Consider the following 18375-nt stretch of genomic DNA (forward strand, 5'->3'; position numbering starts at 1 on the left):
CCGAGGCTTACTGGAACGCCTGCAGGCCGGTCTGGGCGCGGCCGAGGATCAGCGCATGGATGTCGTGCGTGCCCTCATAGGTGTTGACGGCTTCCAGGTTCATGACGTGGCGGATGACGCCGTATTCGTCCGAAACGCCGTTACCGCCGTGCATGTCGCGAGCGACGCGGGCGATGTCGAGCGCCTTGCCGCAATTGTTGCGCTTCATCATCGAGATGAGTTCGGCGGGTGCGCGATGCTCGTCGAAGAGGCGTCCGAGGCGCAGAACGCCCTGAAGTCCGAGGGCGATCTCGGTCTCCATGTCGGCGAGCTTCTTCTGGACGAGCTGGGTGGCGGCGAGCGGCTTGCCGAACTGCTTGCGGTCGAGCGTATACTGTCGCGCGGCGTGCCAGCAGAATTCGGCGGCACCCAGCGCACCCCAGGCGATGCCGTAGCGGGCGCGGTTGAGGCAGCCGAACGGGCCGGCGAGACCGGCGACGTGCGGCAGCAGGTTTTCGTCGGGAACGAAGACCTCGTCCATCTGGATCATGCCGGTGACGGAGGCGCGCAGCGAGAACTTGCCCTCGATCTTCGGTGTCTCGAAGCCCTTCATCCCGCGTTCGAGGATGAAGCCCTTGATCTTGCCGTCATGGGCGTCGGACTTCGCCCACACCACCGCGACATCGGCGATCGGCGAATTGGTGATCCAGTTCTTGGCGCCGGAGACGAGATAGCCGCCGTCGACCTTCTTCGCGCGGGTGATCATCGAGCCCGGATCGGAGCCGTGGTCGGGCTCGGTGAGGCCGAAGCAGCCGACCCACTCGCCGCTTGCGAGCTTCGGCAGGTACTTGGCGCGCTGTTCGTCGGTGCCGTAGGCGAAGATCGGGTGCATGACGAGCGACGACTGTACCGACATGGCGGAGCGATAGCCCGAATCGACGCGCTCGACCTCGCGGGCGACGAGCCCGTAGGAGACGTAATTGGCGCCGACGCCGCCGAACTCCTCCGGAATGGTCGGGCCGAGCAGACCCAGTTCACCCATCTCGCTCATGATCTCGCGATGGAAGACCTCGTGGCGGTTGGCCTCGGTCACGCGGCTCGCGAGCTTGTCCTGGCAGTAGGCGCGCGCGGTGTCGCGGATCATACGCTCTTCGTCGGTCAACTGCTCCTCGAGGAGGAAGGGGTCGTCCCAGACGAAGGCGGCCATCTTGGCGCGTGCCTGTTCCGGAGTTGCTGGATGGTGGTCTGTCATGTCGCCGTCCCTGCATGAATTCAACGGATTTTGGCCTATTGCTACATCACCTTTCGTGGAAGGAAAAGCCTTAAATTTGCGGCGATTAGCCAAAATCGTTTGAATTTTATGAGCGCATGATGTCATTCCATGGCGGAATGAGTTTGATCAATCCCTTGAGATGAAACGAAAAAGGCCCGACACCTCTCGCGAGGTGCCGGGCCTTCGCTTCATCCCTGGTGGATCAGAGATAGAAATCGCTCGCATACATGCGGGTCAATCCGGAGACCCCGACCTGGAAGTCGGCGACGCCGTCCCCGTTCACGTCGCCGGAGAGCACGCCGCCGGAGAACCGCAGTTCGCCCTCGGTGTGGCTGAAGGCGGCCGTGCCGATGAAGTCGAAGGTCTGGTTGCCTGTATGGTGGGTGTCGGCGTCGATCGAACGAAGGTCGATCTTGTCGCCCTCGCTGCGATGGAAGTCGCTGACGACGTCGCGATAGGCGCCGACGCGGGTGTCGGTGATCTTGGTGAAATGGAAGGTGTCGGCGCCGGTGCCGCCGGTCATGGCATCGTAGCCGGCATCCCCGTAGATCCGGTCGTTGCCCGAACCGCCGTCGATGCGGTCGTTGCCGTTGCCACCCAGCAGGATGTCGTTGCCGCCGTAGCCGTTCAGAAGGTCATTGCCGTTGTCGCCCCAGAGCGTGTTGGCGACGCTCGAGCCGAGGATCGTGTCGGCATAACCGGTGCCGACGGCGTTCTCGATGCTGATCAGCGTTTCCGTTTCGTAGCCGGTGGCGGTGGCATAGCCGTTGCCGAGATCGATCTTGATGCCGTAGCCCCTGAGGTCGGCGTCTCCGTCCTGGATCTTGTAGCTGATCAGGTCGGTGCCGGTGCCGCCGTGGAAGGTGTTCTCCCAGCCGACGGAGTAGAAGCGGTCGTTGCCGGCCTCGCCGTTATAGATGCTCTGGTAGGTGTAGACCTGGATCGCGTCATTGCCATCGCCGGCGTTCACCTGGTCGACGTAATCCGCCGCAGTCGAGAAGCCGGTGCCGATATAGACGTCGTCACCCGTGCCGAGATAGATGCGGTTGCCGCCCTCGAAGGTGTTCTCGACGCGGTCGTTGCCGCTGCCGGCGTTCACATAGTTGAAGCCGCCATAGTTGCCGCCCAGGTTCAGGTAGATCCGGTCGTTGCCGCCATAGGCGTAGATGTTCACGTATGGGTAGCCGTCCTGATAGATGACGTCGTTGTAGCTCGTGCCGTAGATGTTGGTTGCCATCGGGATACCTCCTGGATGCAGGCTTGGCAGGGATAGTCGCCCCGCATGGCTGAATGCAGGCTGAACGGCGGAATTGTCGGGGCACGGCCGCTGCTTGCTTGACGGCCCTGCGGCTTTGGCGGTACCCCTTGAAACCATTCCTTCTGCCGGTGCGCCGGCGACCTTCCACGCCATTTTTCGGATTTTGCAGGAGAGCAACGTGACGGGCAGACTGGTCATCGTCGGGGCAGGTCAGGCAGGATTTGCCGTCGCCGCCAAGCTCCGGATACTGAAGGACATGCGGCCGATCACCATCCTCGGCGCGGAGGACTGCCTTCCCTACCAGCGCCCGCCGCTTTCCAAGAAATACCTGCTGGGCGAGATGACCTTCGACCGGCTGCTGTTCCGTCCCGAAAACTGGTTCGCCGAGAACGCGGTCGAGATCCGGTTGTCGACGCCGGTCGAGGAGATCGTCCGCGATGAGAAGGTCGTGCGTCTCTTCGACGGTAATGCGATCCCCTACGAGACGCTGGTGCTGGCGACCGGCGCGACGCCGCGACGGCTGCCGGCGGCGATCGGCGGCGATCTCGACGGCGTCTATACCGTTCGCGACCGCAAGGATGCGGACAGGATGGCCGGAGAGATGAAAGAGGGGCGACGGCTTCTCATCATCGGCGGCGGCTATATCGGCCTCGAGGCGGCGGCTGTTGCCCGCAAGCTCGGCGTCGAGGTCACGCTGATCGAAATGGCCGACCGCATCCTGCAGCGCGTCGCCGCGAAGGAGACAGCGGACGCCATGCGCGCCATCCACCGGAAGAACGGCGTCGACATTCGCGAGAAGACCGGCCTCGGGCGCCTGATCGGTGACGCGGGCAGGGTCAAGGGGGCCGAGCTGTCCGACGGTTCGGTGCTCGACGTCGATTTCGTGATCGTCGGCATCGGCGTGACGCCGAACGACCGGCTGGCCGTCGATGCCGGTCTCGAGACTGCGGGCGGCATCGTTGTCGATGCGTTTGCCCGCACCTCCGATCCGTCGATCTATGCGGCCGGTGACTGTACGGTCTTCACCTGGAGGGGCGCGCAGGTGCGGCTCGAATCGGTCCAGAACGCCGTCGACCAGGCGGAGGCGGCCGCTGCCGTCATCGCCGGCGGCTCCGATCCCTACGATCCGAAGCCGTGGTTCTGGTCGGACCAGTATGACGTCAAGCTGCAGATCGCCGGCTTCAATATGGGCTATGACGAAACCGTGGTGCGGCCCGGTGCCCGCGAGGAAAGCCTCTCCGTCTGGTATTATAAAGAGAGACAATTGATCGCCGTCGACGCGATCAACGACGCCAAGGCTTATGTGACCGGCAAGAAGCTGCTGGAACTCGGCCGTAACGCCGACAAGGTGGCGGTCATCGATCCCGCCTTCGATCTCAAGACACTGCTTTCCTGAGGGGAACCGATGGCTGTCCGTGAAAACCTGTTCAAGAGGGCAATCCGCGAAGGCCGGCCGCAGATCGGCCTCTGGCTCGACATGGCCGATGCGCTTGCCGCCGAGATCGCCGGTCACGCTGGCTTCGACTGGCTGGTGATCGACGGGGAGCACGGCCCGAACGATCTGCGCAGCATTCTCGCCCAGCTTCAGGCGCTCTCGTCATCCTCCGCCGAGCCGGTGGTGCGCGCGCCGGTCGGTGAAACCTGGATGATCAAGCAGTTGCTCGACATCGGGGCGCGAACCTTGCTGATTCCGATGGTCGATTCGGCCGAACAGGCGCGGGAACTGGTGCGCGCCGTCCGCTATCCACCGCATGGCGTGCGCGGCGTCGGGGCGGCCGTTGCCCGCGCCTCGGCCTTCAACACCATTCCCGACTATGCCGACACGGCCTCCGACGGCATCTGCCTTCTCGTCCAGGCGGAAAGCCGGGCGGCGATTGCGGATCTTGAAAACATCGCCGCCGTGGACGGGGTCGACGGCGTCTTCATCGGGCCGGCCGATCTCGCCGCCGACATGGGCTTCCTCGGCCGGATGGACGCGCCGGAGGTGCAGTCGGTGATCGAAAGCGCGATCGCCACCATCGTGAAGGCCGGCAAGGCCGCCGGCATCCTGACCTTCAGCGAGGAGCTCAACCGCCGCTATATCACGCTCGGCGCGAGCTATGTCGCCGTCGGGGCCGACGTCACCGAGTTCTCCGGCGCGCTGCGCACCCTGCGGTCGCGCTATCGCGACGGCGAGGGGGCGAAGACCGTCACTTCCTCGCGGCCGGGTTACTGACGCAGCGAACGAAGGCCGCGACAGGAAGCCGGACGGCGAGGAGCCGCAATCTCGTGCACCTTTGCGGTGCGCTCTTCGGGATATCTGCGAGTTTGGAAAGAAGGCGTGCCCTGGCGGGCTGACGATGGCGCTGCGGAAGGGATTTCCGCGGCGATTACTTGCCGGAAGCCGCACGCTCCAGGATCGGAACGCACATGTCGAGGTCATGCGAGGCGAGGTGCGCATAGCGCATGGTCATCTGCAGGGTCTGGTGGCCGAGCCACATCTGGACGCGGCGGATGTCGATGCCGCCCTGCACGAGGCGCGAGGCGCAGGTGTGGCGCAGGATGTGCGGAACGACGTCCTTGTCGTCGCCGAGACCGATCACGTCCTTCGCCTGGTGCCAGGCGATGCGGAAGCGTTGCTGGTCGATGTCGCTGAACGGGCCCGGCTTGCGCTTGTCCGAGGCGGCGATCGCCTTCGCGGCACGATGGGTGAGGGGAACCGAGCGGCTGCGCCCGGACTTGGTGACCCAGAAGGTGACGCGGCTTTCGGTGATGTCGCCCCAGCGCAGGTCGAGGCCTTCGCTCAGGCGCGCACCGGTATCGACCAGGAAGATGCAGAAGCGTTGATAGAGTTCGGAATGCGACCGGATTTCGTTGAACAGCGCGATCTCTTCCTCTCCGTCGAGGAAACGGATGCGTCCGGCCTTTTCTTTCTGCCGCTTGAACTCCGGCAGACTGTGTATGTCGCCCATCTTGTACGCCTTTCGCAGTAGTTTGCTTAAGGCCGCCATCTTGCGGTTGATGGTGGCATTGCTGTTACCGCGCTTGCGCAACTTACCAATCAGTTGGTCGAGCATTTCCTGGGAGAAGGAGGAAAAGCTCGGATTATCCAGAAGATCGTGAAGCTCACTAATGAAATTGGTGACATTGTATTTATGGCTGCCGTTGAGCCAGAGGAGGTCGCCATACTTGCCGAACATGGCTCGCAGCGAGGTCTCCTTCACCTCCATCGGCGTATTGAGGCGATACTGGTAGTGAACAAGATAGGACGGCAGCTCGACCTGCTGATCGAAATCCAGTGTCTTCGTCTCCGCCTTGCTCACGCTCACATTCCTCAAAAACGCAAAAAACCTTCGCCCCGCAAAAGTGCGGGCTCATAAAGTTATGCCTAAAATTTATCTTCAACAACCATGCAAATGCGCGGGGTACTCATTCCATGCCAATGCAGACTGTGGACTTATCCAGACCTCCTTCTCTCTTTCAGATATGATCTCTGATGCCGAAACCGCTGTGAACAAAGGAAAGATCTTCAAACCCGACGCCTCCCACGACCGGGAAAGATCCGGCTCGAAAGCCGGACCTCAATTTCACGTGATCGCTTGACGATCAGAACGAACGCTGCAGGCGGAAGAAGCCGTCCCAAACGCCGTCTACGCCGGCAGCATTGCTGTCGCTGTACTGAACCGAAACCTTGGCAGCGAGGCCGGAAGCGATTGCGTAGTCGAGGGTTACGCCAGCCTTCCAGGCGTCGTCACCGCTGAAGTTGTCAACGCCGATCAGGCCGTAGTTCCACCAGTACTGGACACCGGGGGTCAGGGTCAGCTTGTCGGTGAGTTTGGCAGCGTACGAAGCGGCAACAGTCCACTCCGCGAGGTCGTAGTAGGCATTCGCGCCGGACGACCAGATCGCGGCAACGCCAAGCGTGCCAGGGCCGACTTCAGCTTCGACGATACCGCGGATGGCACCGTTGTCAGCCGCGAAGTCGTAACCGCCGAGCAGGTAGGCGGTAACCGGGCCGAAGGTGGCCGAAACCTGGCCTTCGATACCGACACCGTCGGTACCGGCGTAGCTAACCGGCCAGCCACTGTAGGTGTCGGTCAGTTCGTCAACGAAGACGCCGACCTTGAAGGCGTCGGCAGCATATTCGTAACCGATCGAGTTGATCAGGTTCGAGCCGAGATCGTCGGTTTCACCGTTGAGGCCGCTATCCCAGTAGTTGTACATGTAGCCGACCTTGAAGCCGCCGACCGTGATGTAGGCTTCGTCGAGTTCAAAGGCGGAGTTGCTGTAGTCGCCATTACCCCAGGACTTGAACGCGAAGTAGGAACCGATCGTGCCAATTTCGGAGTCGTTCTTGGCCTCGATCGCGAGATAGCCACGGGTGCGGGCATCCATCGAGAACTCGTCGGTGCCGGCAGGAACGTTCGGGTCATTTTGCCAGTCGAGCTGAGCACGAACGTAGCCGCTGATCTTGAGGCAGGTTTCGGTGCCGGGGATGTAGAAGTAGCCGGTGCCGAAAGCGTCGCAAACGCGAACGTATTCCATCGGCTCGGGCTCGGCAGCAACGATAGCGTCGGCAGCCTGAGCGCCGGAAACTACTGCGAGAGCAGCAGCGGAGCCGAGAAGAAGGCTCTTGATGTTCATATTGACCTCCAGTCAAGTTTCGTATGGGTCTGGGTTCTTTGGCTGAAGGACAGCATTCCCTGCCCCATCCCCGTCGGTTTCAGAAGACGGACGATCCACCGCCTCGCTTCCGAGATTGAAAATACAAAACGCGACCGGTCATGCAATCACCAAACAGCCGAAAGGAAGATATCGCACCCCCCTTCCCAACGGGCTGTTGCCGAAAGGACACAAACCGACCCTCCGAGCCGCGCGCTTCTTTACCCCTTATTAAGAAAGTCCTTTCGTATGCGGCACTTAGCGATGCGCTTCGGGGAAGAGCTACCGCCGCCGATTGTCATGATTCTGCGGTTTTCCGCCGAAGAGAGAGAGGCTTTCCGGACTGGAGGCATGCCGATCGGGCGGCAGGGCTGTGCCAACTTGGCACGCCGACACGCCGGATCGGGGAGCAAAATCGGCTTTCGGTGGGATTTCGCGCCGAATCGTCCTGGCGCTCGGCCGGCCGATTCTCCGCTGGAGCAGCTCGTGGTCGTCGAAGCCTGCGGAAAATGTGAAATCCGGCGAAAAGGCCTTGCAATCGGACCCTTATGCAAATAATCAAGCCGCACCGGAGAGGTGGCCGAGTGGTCGAAGGCGCTCCCCTGCTAAGGGAGTATACGTCAAAAGCGTATCGAGGGTTCGAATCCCTTCCTCTCCGCCATTTCTGGCTGGCATCGACACCGACGCCCCACAAGGCACACTCCATCCTCACCGTTTTTCTTTGACCGAAGCGCCAGTGGAGCATCGTCTCGAGCGTCCGTGATGTCGCGCATTTCACGCACCAGACGTCATCGAAAACTGCGCCGAACGTCGCGTCGTCGCCTGTGCGGCAGGTTGTCATTTCATGTAAGTTATTGAATATAAACAAAATTGCACCAGACTTGTTATGACCTCCCCTTAAAATTGACTGGAGGTCAATATGAACATCAAGAGCCTTCTTCTCGGCTCCGCTGCTGCTCTCGCAGTAGTTTCCGGCGCTCAGGCTGCCGACGCTATCGTTGCTGCCGAGCCCGAGCCGATGGAATACGTTCGCGTTTGCGACGCTTTCGGCACCGGCTACTTCTACATCCCCGGCACCGAAACCTGCCTCAAGATCAGCGGTTCGGTCCGCGCCCAGCTCAGCTGGTCGTACGACAACAACACCAACACCAGCGACTGGAACGCCAAGTCGCGTGGCCTCGTCCAGTTCGACGCCAAGAACGACTCGGAAATCGGCACGATCGGTTCGACCATCGTTCTCTACGCTTGGGGTGACGAAGACGGCCAGGACGGTACCTTCGTTCTCGACGAAGCTTCCATCACCGTCGGCGGCTTCAAGGTCGGCTACTTCTACAACTACTGGGATAACGGCCTCGCCGGCGAAACCGACGAACTCGGCTCGAACCTGATCAACTCGATCGGTTACGAATATGCTGCCGACGCCTTCAAGGTCGGCGTCTTCGTTGACGAACTGCACGCTTCTGTCGGCAACAACGACGGCGTCGGCATCGAAGGCCAGGTTTCGGCCACCTTCGGTCCGGTTACCGCCTACCTGCTCGGCGGCTATGACTTCGCCAACAGCGAAGGTGCTGTCCGCGGTATCGTAGAAGCCGAAGTCGGCCCGGGCACGCTCGGCTTTGCCGCGATCTACTCGAGCGGTTACAACCAGTACTACGGTGCTTCCGAGTGGACCGTTGCCGCTTCGTACGCTGCCAAGCTCACCGACAAGCTGACCCTGACCCCCGGTGTTCAGTACTGGTGGAACGTTGGCTTTGCCAACGTCGACCAGTGGAAGGCCGGCGTCGCTCTCGACTACAAGATCGCCGAAGGTCTCGCTGCCAAGGTTTCGGTACAGTACAAGGACACCGACGTCGCTGGCGACGACGGCGCATGGGGTGGTTACTTCCGCCTGCAGCGTTCGTTCTAATAGGATCACCTGATCTTATAGGGAAAGCCCGGCCTTCGCGCCGGGCTTTTTCGTTTTGGAACAAAGGGTTCCATGTCCGCTCTTCGAGCGGGCGATGACGAACTAGCCGACGCTTTCGGCGAGAAAGCGATGGATGCTTCGGGACAGGTCGCCGAGATGCAGGAGCGGTGCATGCCCCTGGCCGCTCGCCGTCGACCGCCGCAGGGCAGGGTGGCGCCGCCCCATCTCCTCGACCGTCTCTTCGGACAGAAGCGTCGAATGCTCGCCGCGGATCGCCATCAGCGGCAAGTCGGCGAAGCCCTCGAACTGCGGCCAGAGGTCGGGCAGCGGAGCGCTGAAATCCGCAGCGACCGTCGCTTCGGCGATCGCCGGATCGCAGTCCGCCTCTATCATCCCGTTCTGCTCCCGATAGATGGCGCGTGCCATCTCCTGCCAGTCGTCCCCGGAAAGGGCCGGGAAATGCGGTCCGTGGACGGCCTGCAGATGGTCAGCCGCCTGCGTGAAGTTCGAAAGCTGGGTGTTTCGGCCGAGATAGGCCTGTATGTGCCGCAGTCCTTCCGCCTCGATGACCGGGCCGATATCGTTCAAGACCGCAGCCGCAATGAGATCGGGTCTGAGGGCGGCGAGGATATGGAGGATGAGGCCGCCGCGCGAGGTGCCGATGAAGGCGGCGCGGGCGATGCCAAGCGTCTCGCAGACGGCGATGACGTCGCCGGTTTCGACCGGAACCGTGTAGCGGCTCGCATCTGGATCGCGATCGGATGCGCCGCGGCCGCGCGAATCGATCGTCACGACCTTGAAGGGGCGCTCGGGATGGTCCGCCAGCCACTGGGCGAGCGGCGCGAAGTCGCGGCCGTTGCGGGTGAGCCCGGCGAGGCAGACGACGGGCGTTCCGCCGATCTCCTCTCCGAAGATGCGGCCGCGCAGCGTGAGCCCGTCGGGAACCGTTACCTCGAACGCTGCGAAATCCTCGGTTCCGTCCGCCGCCATGCCATCCTCCCGGTCTTGCCTGCAAGGCGGCCATGCGGACGCCATGTCGCAAAGTTCCACGAAAACAGAGGGTTGTCGAGAGACGGCCTCAGCGCCCGTAGCGCAGGTCGTGGACGATGTCGGCCGTCTGTCCGAGGCGGGTCTTGTAGATCTGGTAGTTCTCCATCACCCGCTGCACGTAGTTGCGCGTCTCGGGGAAGGGAATGCGCTCGATCCAGTCGACGACGTCGTCGATCGACTTGCCGCGCGGGTCGCCGTAGCGGGCGATCCATTCCGGCACGCGCTTCGGCCCGGCATTGTAGGCGACGAAGGTGAGCACGTAGGAGCCGCCGAACTTGTCGATCTGTTCGCCGAGATAGTGTGCTCCGAGCGTCGCATTGTAGCCGGCGTCGGAGGTAAGCTTTTCCGGCGAATAGGCGAGACCGTAGCGCCCGGCGACGCCCTTCGCGGTGCCCGGCATCAGTTGCAGGAGGCCGCGGGCATCCGCCGGCGAGACGGCAGCCGGATTGAAGGCGCTTTCCTGCCGCGCAATCGCGTAAGCGAGCGCCTTGCCGGAACCCGCGATGTTGGCGGAGCTCGGAATGACGCCGATCGGGAAGGCGAGCGCGGGCACGTCGATGCCGCGCGCATAGGCTGTCTTGCCGACCTGCAACGAGAGCTGGTGGCCGACGCTTTTCTCGGCCTTGGCCGCAAGCAGCGCGAGCTCACCGGGACTGTCGAGTTGCTGGGCGAGCGCCCGGTAGAGGCTTTCCGCCCGCCAGCCGTGACCGGCCGCCTCGAAGCGCGCGATCGCCTGCACCGCCTCGCGACTGGCGAAGGTCCGTCGCTCCTCGGGTGTCGGCTCGGGATAGGGAATCGTAAGCCCCGGCGACTTGAGCCGCGCGGCGGCAAGCTGGCCGTAGAAGGTGCTCGGGTAGCGCGCCGCCTTCAGGAAGAAGTCCTTAGCATCCGCCTTGCCGCCCGCCTCGGCGGCGCGGCCGAGCCAGTACCAGGCCCGCGAAACCGAAAGCGGCTTTTGCGACACGGTGAGGATCTTGCGGAAATGCGCGGCGGCGGTCTCGGCGTCGCCGAGCCCGCGCAGCGCATACCAGCCGGCATGGAACTCCGCATCGACGATGTCGCCCGATTCGGCCGCCGTATGGCGCGCCGCAACCCGGTAGGCCGCCTTGAAGTCGCCCTGGTCGGCGAGACCGCGGGCGACGATGCGCTGCTCGTTCCACCATTCGGTGGTGTTGACGAGTGCCGCGGCATCGCGCGGCGCCTTCGCGAGCAGGCTCGCGGCTTCCTCGTACTTGTCCTGCCGGCGGAGATTTTCGATCCGCGCAAAGAGCAGGGCAGGGTCCTTGGCCCAGCGCGGGTCGACGGCGGCGAGCAACTGGCCGGCCTTCGAGGAGCGGTTGAGCACCGCCGTCCAGGCATTATAGAGCGACTGCGCCTCGCCGAGGGTGGAGAAGCGTTTGGCCTGCGTCACCCGCCCGCGATAGAGGAGATAGTCCATCCGGGTCTTGTGGTCGGCGGTGGTGAGGAGCCCAGAAAACTCCTTGAGGATCCTGTCCTCCATCGTCTTGTCGAGCGCTTCGCCGTGCCAGATCGCGCGGAGCGTGCGGGTGGCCGCTGCCCGGTCACCGGTGGCGAGCTCTGCCCGCGCCAGGATCACCGCGCCCTCCGGCGTTTCCGGTTTCGTCGCGCCGAAGGCGGAAAGCACGGCATCGGCCGGCGGGTTTTCGCGGTAGAGCGCGCGTTCGGAATTGGCCCGGAAGGCGGAAAGCCCCGGCCAGCCGTCGAGCTCGCGTTGCGCTGCGGCGATGGCGGAAGAGGGGATTCCCGGCAGACCGGACATGGCGATCGACCAGGTGAGCATATGCCGGTCGAGCGAGGCTTCCATCCGGTCGCGGATGGCGAGCGCCCCGGCACCGTCCTTGTTGGAGAGCGCGTCGAGCCCCGCCTTCAGCCGCGGATCGGCGGCCGGCAGGCGTCCCATCCGCGGGATTGCGCCGGTGATCTCGAAGGTCGGCATCAGGGCAGCCTCGACCGGGCGCATGTCGGGCTTCGGCATCGGCAGGGGCACGGCGCCGCCGTCCGGCGGGCCGGCCATGGCGACAGCGGCCGCCAGCCCGAAACCGAAGGCGGAGGTCAGCAGAAGCGCTCTTTTCATCCCCGTACCCGATGGCAGATGTGGAATATCTCCATTAGTTGCCGAGCATATTAACGGAACCTTACCGCAGCACCAGATTTTCCCGCTTTTACGCCGGGTGAAACTGTCATAAAACCGCGCCCGGTGCGCTTGCCGCGGCCCGGAGGCCGCAATAAGCTGCGCGCGTTCGTAACCGAGGAATGCGGCCGAAGCATGAATGCCGGCCGTGAGGAGTTTTATGCATGTTCCAGGGATCCATTCCTGCTCTCGTGACGCCGTTCACCGAAACCGGTGCGGTCGATGAGGCAGCTTTCGCAGCGCATGTGGAATGGCAGATCGCCGAAGGCTCGACCGGTCTCGTGCCGGTCGGCACGACGGGTGAATCGCCGACCCTTTCCCATGCGGAGCACAAACGGGTCGTGGAACTCTGCGTCGAGGCGGCAAAGAAGCGCGTCCCGGTGATCGCCGGCGCCGGCTCCAACAACACGAACGAGGCGATCGAGCTTGCGCAGCATGCCGAAGCCGTCGGCGCCGATGCGCTGCTCGTCGTCACCCCCTATTACAACAAGCCGACGCAGAAGGGCCTCTTCGCCCATTTTGCGGCGGTTGCCGATGCGGTGAAGCTGCCGATCTTCATCTACAACATCCCCGGCCGTTCGGTGATCGACATGAGCCCGGAAACCATGGGCAAGCTCGCCAGGGCGCACAAGAACATCGTCGGCGTGAAGGATGCGACCGGCAAGATCGAGCGCGTCTCCGAGCAGCGGATCACCTGCGGGCCGGACTTCATCCAGCTCTCCGGCGAAGACGCGACGGCGCTCGGCTTCAACGCGCACGGCGGCGTCGGCTGCATCTCGGTGACGGCGAACGCCGCCCCGCGGCTCTGTGCCGAGTTCCAGGCGGCGACGCGCGCCGGCGACTACAAGAAGGCGCTCGAATACCAGGACCGGCTGATGCCGCTCCACAAGGCGATCTTCATCGAGCCCGGCCTCTGCGGCGTCAAATACGCGCTCTCGAAGCTCGGCCGGATGAGCCGCACGGTGCGCCTGCCGCTGCTGCCGACGTTGGAACCCGCCACCGAAGCGGCCATCGACGCGGCACTCGCGCATGCGGGGCTGTTGGGCTGAGGGACGCGAAGAGGCCGGGGTGACCCGGCCTTTTTTGTTGGACGACAGGCAAGGGGCAGGAGGAGGCGGGCAGCTTTTAGCACGCTGACGACAATAGGCTGTCGCAACACAGGAAAGCTACCTCCACGTCACCCAACAATTCGCAGTATCGTTAGACACATTTGTGCAGTGGCGCTACGCGCTGGCCTGGCGTGCTAGCCCATCTAGCCTGATGTAGGCGTCATGATGCTTCACGCTTTGGTCTGCCGCTGCACAGTCGTCTAGCAATTTTCGGAGATCTCGTGGCACAGGATACGCGGTTGGGTCGATGAGTACATTAGCCAGCTCGATAAACGTCAACGGGTAGCGCCCCACTAAAACGTCATGCTTTTCATCCAACCGCAAGGTATGAGAGATCTCGTACAGTTGATAAGGCATCAAATAATCGGAAACTCTCGATACGGCGTTTGGCAGTGCATCGCCGCAATCAAGGACCATGTGGACTAGGTTTTGTGATGTTTGCTCGTCACGCAGGCTGGCATCTAGTGGCCAAATCGAAGAGAACAGTGGGCCAACAACTTCATTCCATAGATTCGATGGTGATGACGGCTGATCGTCTGTTCCGTCGTCTACATCTGACACGACGCGCCAAAGCATCCAACTTACGTGACGCCGGAGGCTTGCCGGTCCTAGCGTCAGCAATCGCCTCAGTTCAGAATCCAAGAGCTCAAATTCTGCACCTTCGCCACTATGGTGCCATATGGCAACGCTGACCAGATTTGCCAGGATGTTCTCAAGTTCATTGTCCCCGAGCTTTCGTTTTTCGATAGCCTCAATCATGGCTGGCTTAAGCCGGTTGAAAATGTCCGCGGCTCCGATGCGACTTCTTGCGTAACCCTGCCACAGCGCCTTTGCTTCACTGTGATCCCATTCAAGTTTCGGTATCAGATTCTCATGCGCCCAATCTGAATCGATGTAGTCTAGATAGTTGAGCCGCTCAGCTATCAGGACCCTTGCTAGCAAACCTGCACGCCCCTCGGCAGCTACCATCTTGTTGAACCGATCACGGAAATTCTCTGGCAAGCCAGAGTCCTTCGCCGGCTGCAATGCTCCTAGCGCATCGAGCATCGACCAAGCGAGTATTCCGCCGGGTCGATTAAGGACTTCAAACATCAGATCAGAATCGTCTTGCGATTCTTCAGATTCTACGTCCGCTTCTGGATAGGCCAACGTCCCCATTTTGTCCCAAAGCGCAAGAAAATGCGTTCCGATGGATTCGCGTTTGCGCTCAAGCCATTGGGTGGCGGGGGTCAAGATTTCGGTCAACGTTGCATCTGGCATGTCAAGAACTGCATCGGCCAGCGTATTTTGAAAGTCGGTTGCTTCGACATTCATCGCAGCATTGAATAGACTGCGCCAGGCTTCGGAATTCCAGTTGTTGGCTTGCGCTTCTGATAACAAACCCCGCAATGCCCGAGCAGGGTCCGCTGCACAGAATACCCGCCAGATATCGCCTTGGTGGAAGCTGTCTTCGCGTTGAAGACGCATAGCCTCATCAACCAACCTTTCCTCTGAAACGTTGGCTAGTTTTTCGGCTTCACCATCGGGTCCCGAATGCATTTCCATCCAGTGGCTAAAGTCGTCTCTTTCTCCAGGACGACTTGCCCACTCGGGATGCCGCATCCGAACTTGGTTCAACAGGTCCACGCTGTCTTGCGTTAGCTCACAGCCTGAACTTTGAAGCCGCCCGAGGCGCCGGAAGACCAATGAGTCTTGGATGGACTGCCACTTTTCTGTGTCGTCAGCAATTTCAATTGCATAGAAAGACTGCGGGATTCCCGAACGGAATCGATCTTCTATGCGCTCTCGCGCTTCACGCCGAATGTCGGACCATCTGCCGACCAGCATTCTCATCATTTCGACCGGCGAGTGACTGCCCCAGAACACCTTATCACTTAGTTCGATAACAGCATCCGCTGCAACGTCTGCATCGAATATCGGGTTGTGTAAGGTATACAACCAAAGGCGCTGCACCAATTCGAATTGCGACCGGCGCCAGCGCAGGGCAATTCCACGTGCCGCTTCGGAATCAAGTGTTGCAAGCTTATCCCAGAGATCGGCTACCAACCGTGTGATGGGATAAAAACCAGAACGGTGAGAGTTTTGAGGGTGTTTAGCTACGGAGGCGACGTCGCTGCTAGCACGGTCCCAACCGGACAAGAATTCGACGTCGCCGGCCTCTTCAAGTGAATCAAGCAAGGCACGATCCAGAGTGTTGAGTAACTGCCTGACATGACCGGAGTCAGAAGGCCAAATTTCCATAACATCCGATGTGGAAGGATAAGTAGCCCCTTCGAAATCTACCCTTATGAGGTCTGAAATACGAATTTCTGCATCTTCGGGTTCGTCATCGCCCTGCTCATGCAATTCGTATCGGAAAGGCGTACTAAGCCGCAGGCGCGGCCTAAAGATTTGTGCGATTGTTGATCGAACGTCAAAATCGGTGATGCCGCGCTTTATTAACGGAACCGCGTGGAACCACTCCTGCCCAAGTTGATTTTCCCCCGGGCTAGGTTGGCGAAGCATGAGACGCCACGCCTGGCCGATGGCGGTCGGAATGGTTTGCTTTTGATCGCCGAGCGCTCGCCGCAATAGCCACCGTCCCCGTTCATCAGCAATACTATGAGGCGCGCAAGCGCGAGCCATATCCGGATCGTTGACTTTCGCAGCTGCCCAGCTACCGAGATGCGCACCACCACTTCGGAATACTCGGCGGTCGACCAACGGTTTGACCCATTTAGCGTCAGGTCGGATCGATCCAAGTATCTCCGAGGCATCGCCGTGGCTTAACAGTGCAATGCACTCTGCCATTTCATCGTCAGTTGCGCTATCCGGTTCTTTTCCCAGTATCACAGCCAAGCGTTGAGTGCGCCAAGCGGTGGGATCTCGGGAATAAGTCCACCACTCAAGGATAGTGTTGTACAAAGCGGAATGATCGTGGCCAGCCGTGCGGTACAAGATGGGAACCACACCTTTTGCCCTCCAGAGCGCTTCCTGCAATTGCCCGTCTCCATCCTTTGCTGGGGCGAAGGCGTATACCTGTTTTAGATCGGAGAACCTTTCCCTATCCGCCTCAAGTGCTTCAAGAAGATACCGCATTGGCGGATCTTCTGCCTGATAACCAATGAGAACTAGCGTGTGTGATCGGGCAAGGTCATACATGTACCTAGATGCCCAACCGGTACGCAGATATGCGTCCCCGAACTCTGCGCTGGTCAAAACGATGTCAGTCTCAGAGAGATTCAGGGCCGCATCCGGATCGGAAAGGCGCCCATGCAGATGTAAAACTCCGGAAAATCCCGCCCCTCGTGGTGGTGGAAGCGCAACACCTGCATGCGAAGCGATTGCGTCGCCACGTCCCACCTTCCATGATCTTTCGAACAGTGTGTCGAAGTTGGTCGTCAGCAGCCGCGACTTTCCCGCTTCGTCGCGTGATAGTTCCATCAATGCCAAATGGTTTTCCAAGGAACCCGCGGTTGATACGTTGAGTGCTGCGCGCACCGCTGATCGAATACGCTCGCGCATGCGGCGATTGTGGATGGGATTAGTTCCTGAGAGTCGGCGTTCAAGGCACCTCAACACTCGGTCATACTGACCTGACAGAATGCCGTTCTCCCGCATGCCTTCAAGCTCGGCGGCATGTAGCGACCAGTTTTCTCCGAGGTCCGCGTAGATTTTCTCGACCAGTTCCCTGAAGGATGGCAGACCCGAAGCCATCGATACTCCGGCCCCGCACACAAAGATCGTTTCACCCCGCTCTTGGGCTTCCACAAGTTCGTTCGGGATGTTGGGACCGTTGTCTCTGAACTTCAAATTATCTACCGACAGATTAGCAAGAGCGGAATCGCCATAGAGTTTCTGTTTCGAACCTTATACTTATCCGAAATACGCGACAACGTTTCCGGCTTCCGTCTTCTGAGAACGTCTGCATCGCGGCAACCGCCACTCATAATTGAATGGCCGACATGGCGCGTAGCCGCCCACTCACCACCTTTATTTCCCCTCCATCCTCCATTACATACCCATGACAACCGCCGCGCCCGGCCCGCAGCGCGGCCGAAACACCACAAAATCATGGGCAGAACGGAAGACGAGATCATGGCCCCCAAAGGCAGCCAGCGCACGGTCAACAAGATTGTCGCGGAGAACCGCAAGGCCCGCTTCAATTACGAGATCATCGACACCTATGAAGCGGGGCTGGTCCTGACCGGCACCGAGGTCAAGTCGTTGCGCGAAGGCAAGGCCAACATCGCCGAATCCTATGCCTCCGACGAGGGTGACGAGATCTGGCTGATCAACGCCTATCTCCCGGAATACCTGCAGGCGAACCGCTTCAACCACGAGCCGCGCCGTCGCCGCAAGCTTCTGCTGTCGAAGCGCGAGATCAACCGCCTGCGCGCCGCCGTCAACCGTGAGGGCATGACGCTCGTCCCGCTCAAGGTCTATTTCAACGAAAAGGGCCGCGCCAAGCTCGAACTCGCGCTCGCCAAGGGCAAGAAGCTGCACGACAAGCGCGAGACCGAGAAGGAACGCGACTGGAACCGCCAGAAGAGCCGGTTGCTGAAGGCCGGCTGATGAGCGGAACCCCTGCTGAACTCCTGAAGGTGACGGTCGGTCCCTTCGTCTTCGTCGCCCGCTTCGAGCTGGAGAAGGCGCCGGAAACCTGCCGTATCTTCAAAAGCTTCCTGCCGTTCCGCAACCAGACGATCCATTCCCGCTGGAGCGGCGAGGCGGTCTGGGTGCCGCTCGGCAATTTCGCGTTCGGCGCCGGCTTCGAGAATCATACCAGCCACCCCTCGCGCGGCGACATCCTGCTCTATCCGGGCGGGTTCAGCGAAACCGAGCTGCTCTTCGCCTATGGCAGCTCGCAGTTTGCAAGCAAGATGGGCGTGCTCGCCGGCAATCACTTCCTGACCATTGTCGAAGGCCGCGAGCACCTGGAGGCCATGGGCCGCATGGTGCTCTGGCAGGGCGCTCAGGCCATCGTTTTCGAAGCGTTCTCGGCGTAACCGGTTTCGTTCCCGCGCG

General features: G+C 61.2%; 13 protein-coding genes and 1 tRNA gene. 7 read left to right on the forward strand and 7 right to left on the reverse strand.

The window, feature by feature from the left end; genetic code table 11:
- Window positions 1-7: 7 nt before the first annotated feature.
- Together DFR48_RS04175 and DFR48_RS04180 are read right to left on the reverse strand one after the other, a co-directional pair.
- Window positions 8-1231: an acyl-CoA dehydrogenase gene (locus DFR48_RS04175; protein WP_114361908.1), complete on the reverse strand. Its 1224-nt coding sequence runs from the start codon at window positions 1229-1231 to the stop codon at window positions 8-10.
- A 223-nt stretch (window positions 1232-1454) separates the two neighbouring features.
- On the reverse strand, window positions 1455-2489 hold the full coding sequence (locus tag DFR48_RS04180) for a calcium-binding protein (RefSeq protein WP_114361909.1): 1035 nt from the start codon (window positions 2487-2489) through the stop codon (window positions 1455-1457).
- A 199-nt stretch (window positions 2490-2688) separates the two neighbouring features.
- Between DFR48_RS04180 and DFR48_RS04185 the strand changes: the two genes are divergently transcribed.
- Window positions 2689-3906, forward strand: a complete 1218-nt coding sequence (locus tag DFR48_RS04185) for an NAD(P)/FAD-dependent oxidoreductase (protein ID WP_114361910.1) — start codon at window positions 2689-2691, stop codon at window positions 3904-3906.
- Between the two features lie 9 nt (window positions 3907-3915).
- On the forward strand, window positions 3916-4725 hold the full coding sequence (locus DFR48_RS04190) for an aldolase/citrate lyase family protein (RefSeq protein WP_114361911.1): 810 nt from the start codon (window positions 3916-3918) through the stop codon (window positions 4723-4725).
- A 154-nt stretch (window positions 4726-4879) separates the two neighbouring features.
- Here the strand turns inward: DFR48_RS04190 and DFR48_RS04195 are convergent, their stop codons facing one another.
- Both DFR48_RS04195 and DFR48_RS04200 read right to left on the reverse strand, forming a co-directional pair.
- On the reverse strand, window positions 4880-5812 hold the full coding sequence (locus DFR48_RS04195; protein WP_114361912.1) for a tyrosine-type recombinase/integrase: 933 nt from the start codon (window positions 5810-5812) through the stop codon (window positions 4880-4882).
- Window positions 5813-6095: 283 nt separating this feature from the next.
- On the reverse strand, window positions 6096-7133 hold the full coding sequence (locus DFR48_RS04200) for a porin (RefSeq protein ID WP_114361913.1): 1038 nt from the start codon (window positions 7131-7133) through the stop codon (window positions 6096-6098).
- Window positions 7134-7721: 588 nt separating this feature from the next.
- On the opposite strand from DFR48_RS04200, the gene DFR48_RS04205 reads away from it, so the two are divergent.
- Both DFR48_RS04205 and DFR48_RS04210 read left to right on the forward strand, forming a co-directional pair.
- A tRNA-Ser gene (locus DFR48_RS04205) sits at window positions 7722-7812 on the forward strand.
- Window positions 7813-8070: 258 nt separating this feature from the next.
- Window positions 8071-9057 carry a porin gene (locus DFR48_RS04210; protein ID WP_114361914.1) on the forward strand — a complete coding sequence of 329 codons (987 nt, stop codon included), beginning with the start codon at window positions 8071-8073 and terminating at the stop codon, window positions 9055-9057.
- 102 nt (window positions 9058-9159) lie between these two features.
- Here the strand turns inward: DFR48_RS04210 and DFR48_RS04215 are convergent, their stop codons facing one another.
- Window positions 9160-10047 (reverse strand): alpha/beta fold hydrolase, encoded by an 888-nt coding sequence (locus DFR48_RS04215; RefSeq protein WP_114361915.1) that lies wholly within the window; start codon window positions 10045-10047, stop codon window positions 9160-9162.
- Window positions 10048-10135: 88 nt separating this feature from the next.
- Complete coding sequence (locus DFR48_RS04220) at window positions 10136-12202, reverse strand: lytic transglycosylase domain-containing protein (protein WP_114361916.1); 2067 nt, start codon at window positions 12200-12202, stop codon at window positions 10136-10138.
- A gap of 221 nt (window positions 12203-12423) precedes the next feature.
- Here DFR48_RS04220 and dapA point away from each other — a divergent pair, with 221 nt between their 5' ends.
- Window positions 12424-13308 carry a 4-hydroxy-tetrahydrodipicolinate synthase gene (gene dapA, locus DFR48_RS04225; RefSeq protein WP_114361917.1) on the forward strand — a complete coding sequence of 295 codons (885 nt, stop codon included), beginning with the start codon at window positions 12424-12426 and terminating at the stop codon, window positions 13306-13308.
- Window positions 13309-13482: 174 nt separating this feature from the next.
- Here dapA and DFR48_RS04230 read toward each other — a convergent pair whose 3' ends face one another.
- Complete coding sequence (locus DFR48_RS04230; RefSeq protein WP_114361918.1) at window positions 13483-17064, reverse strand: SIR2 family protein; 3582 nt, start codon at window positions 17062-17064, stop codon at window positions 13483-13485.
- Between the two features lie 381 nt (window positions 17065-17445).
- Between DFR48_RS04230 and smpB the strand changes: the two genes are divergently transcribed.
- Window positions 17446-17922, forward strand: coding sequence for an SsrA-binding protein SmpB (smpB, locus tag DFR48_RS04235; protein ID WP_112686763.1), 477 nt, complete (start codon window positions 17446-17448; stop codon window positions 17920-17922).
- On the forward strand, window positions 17922-18356 hold the full coding sequence (locus DFR48_RS04240) for a DUF3830 family protein (RefSeq protein WP_114361919.1): 435 nt from the start codon (window positions 17922-17924) through the stop codon (window positions 18354-18356). The genes smpB and DFR48_RS04240 overlap by 1 nt, the downstream gene beginning before the upstream one ends.
- Window positions 18357-18375 lie beyond the last annotated feature (19 nt).

This window comes from Ciceribacter lividus (genome assembly GCF_003337715.1).
GTDB classification, from domain to species: Bacteria; Pseudomonadota; Alphaproteobacteria; order Rhizobiales; family Rhizobiaceae; genus Allorhizobium; species Allorhizobium lividum.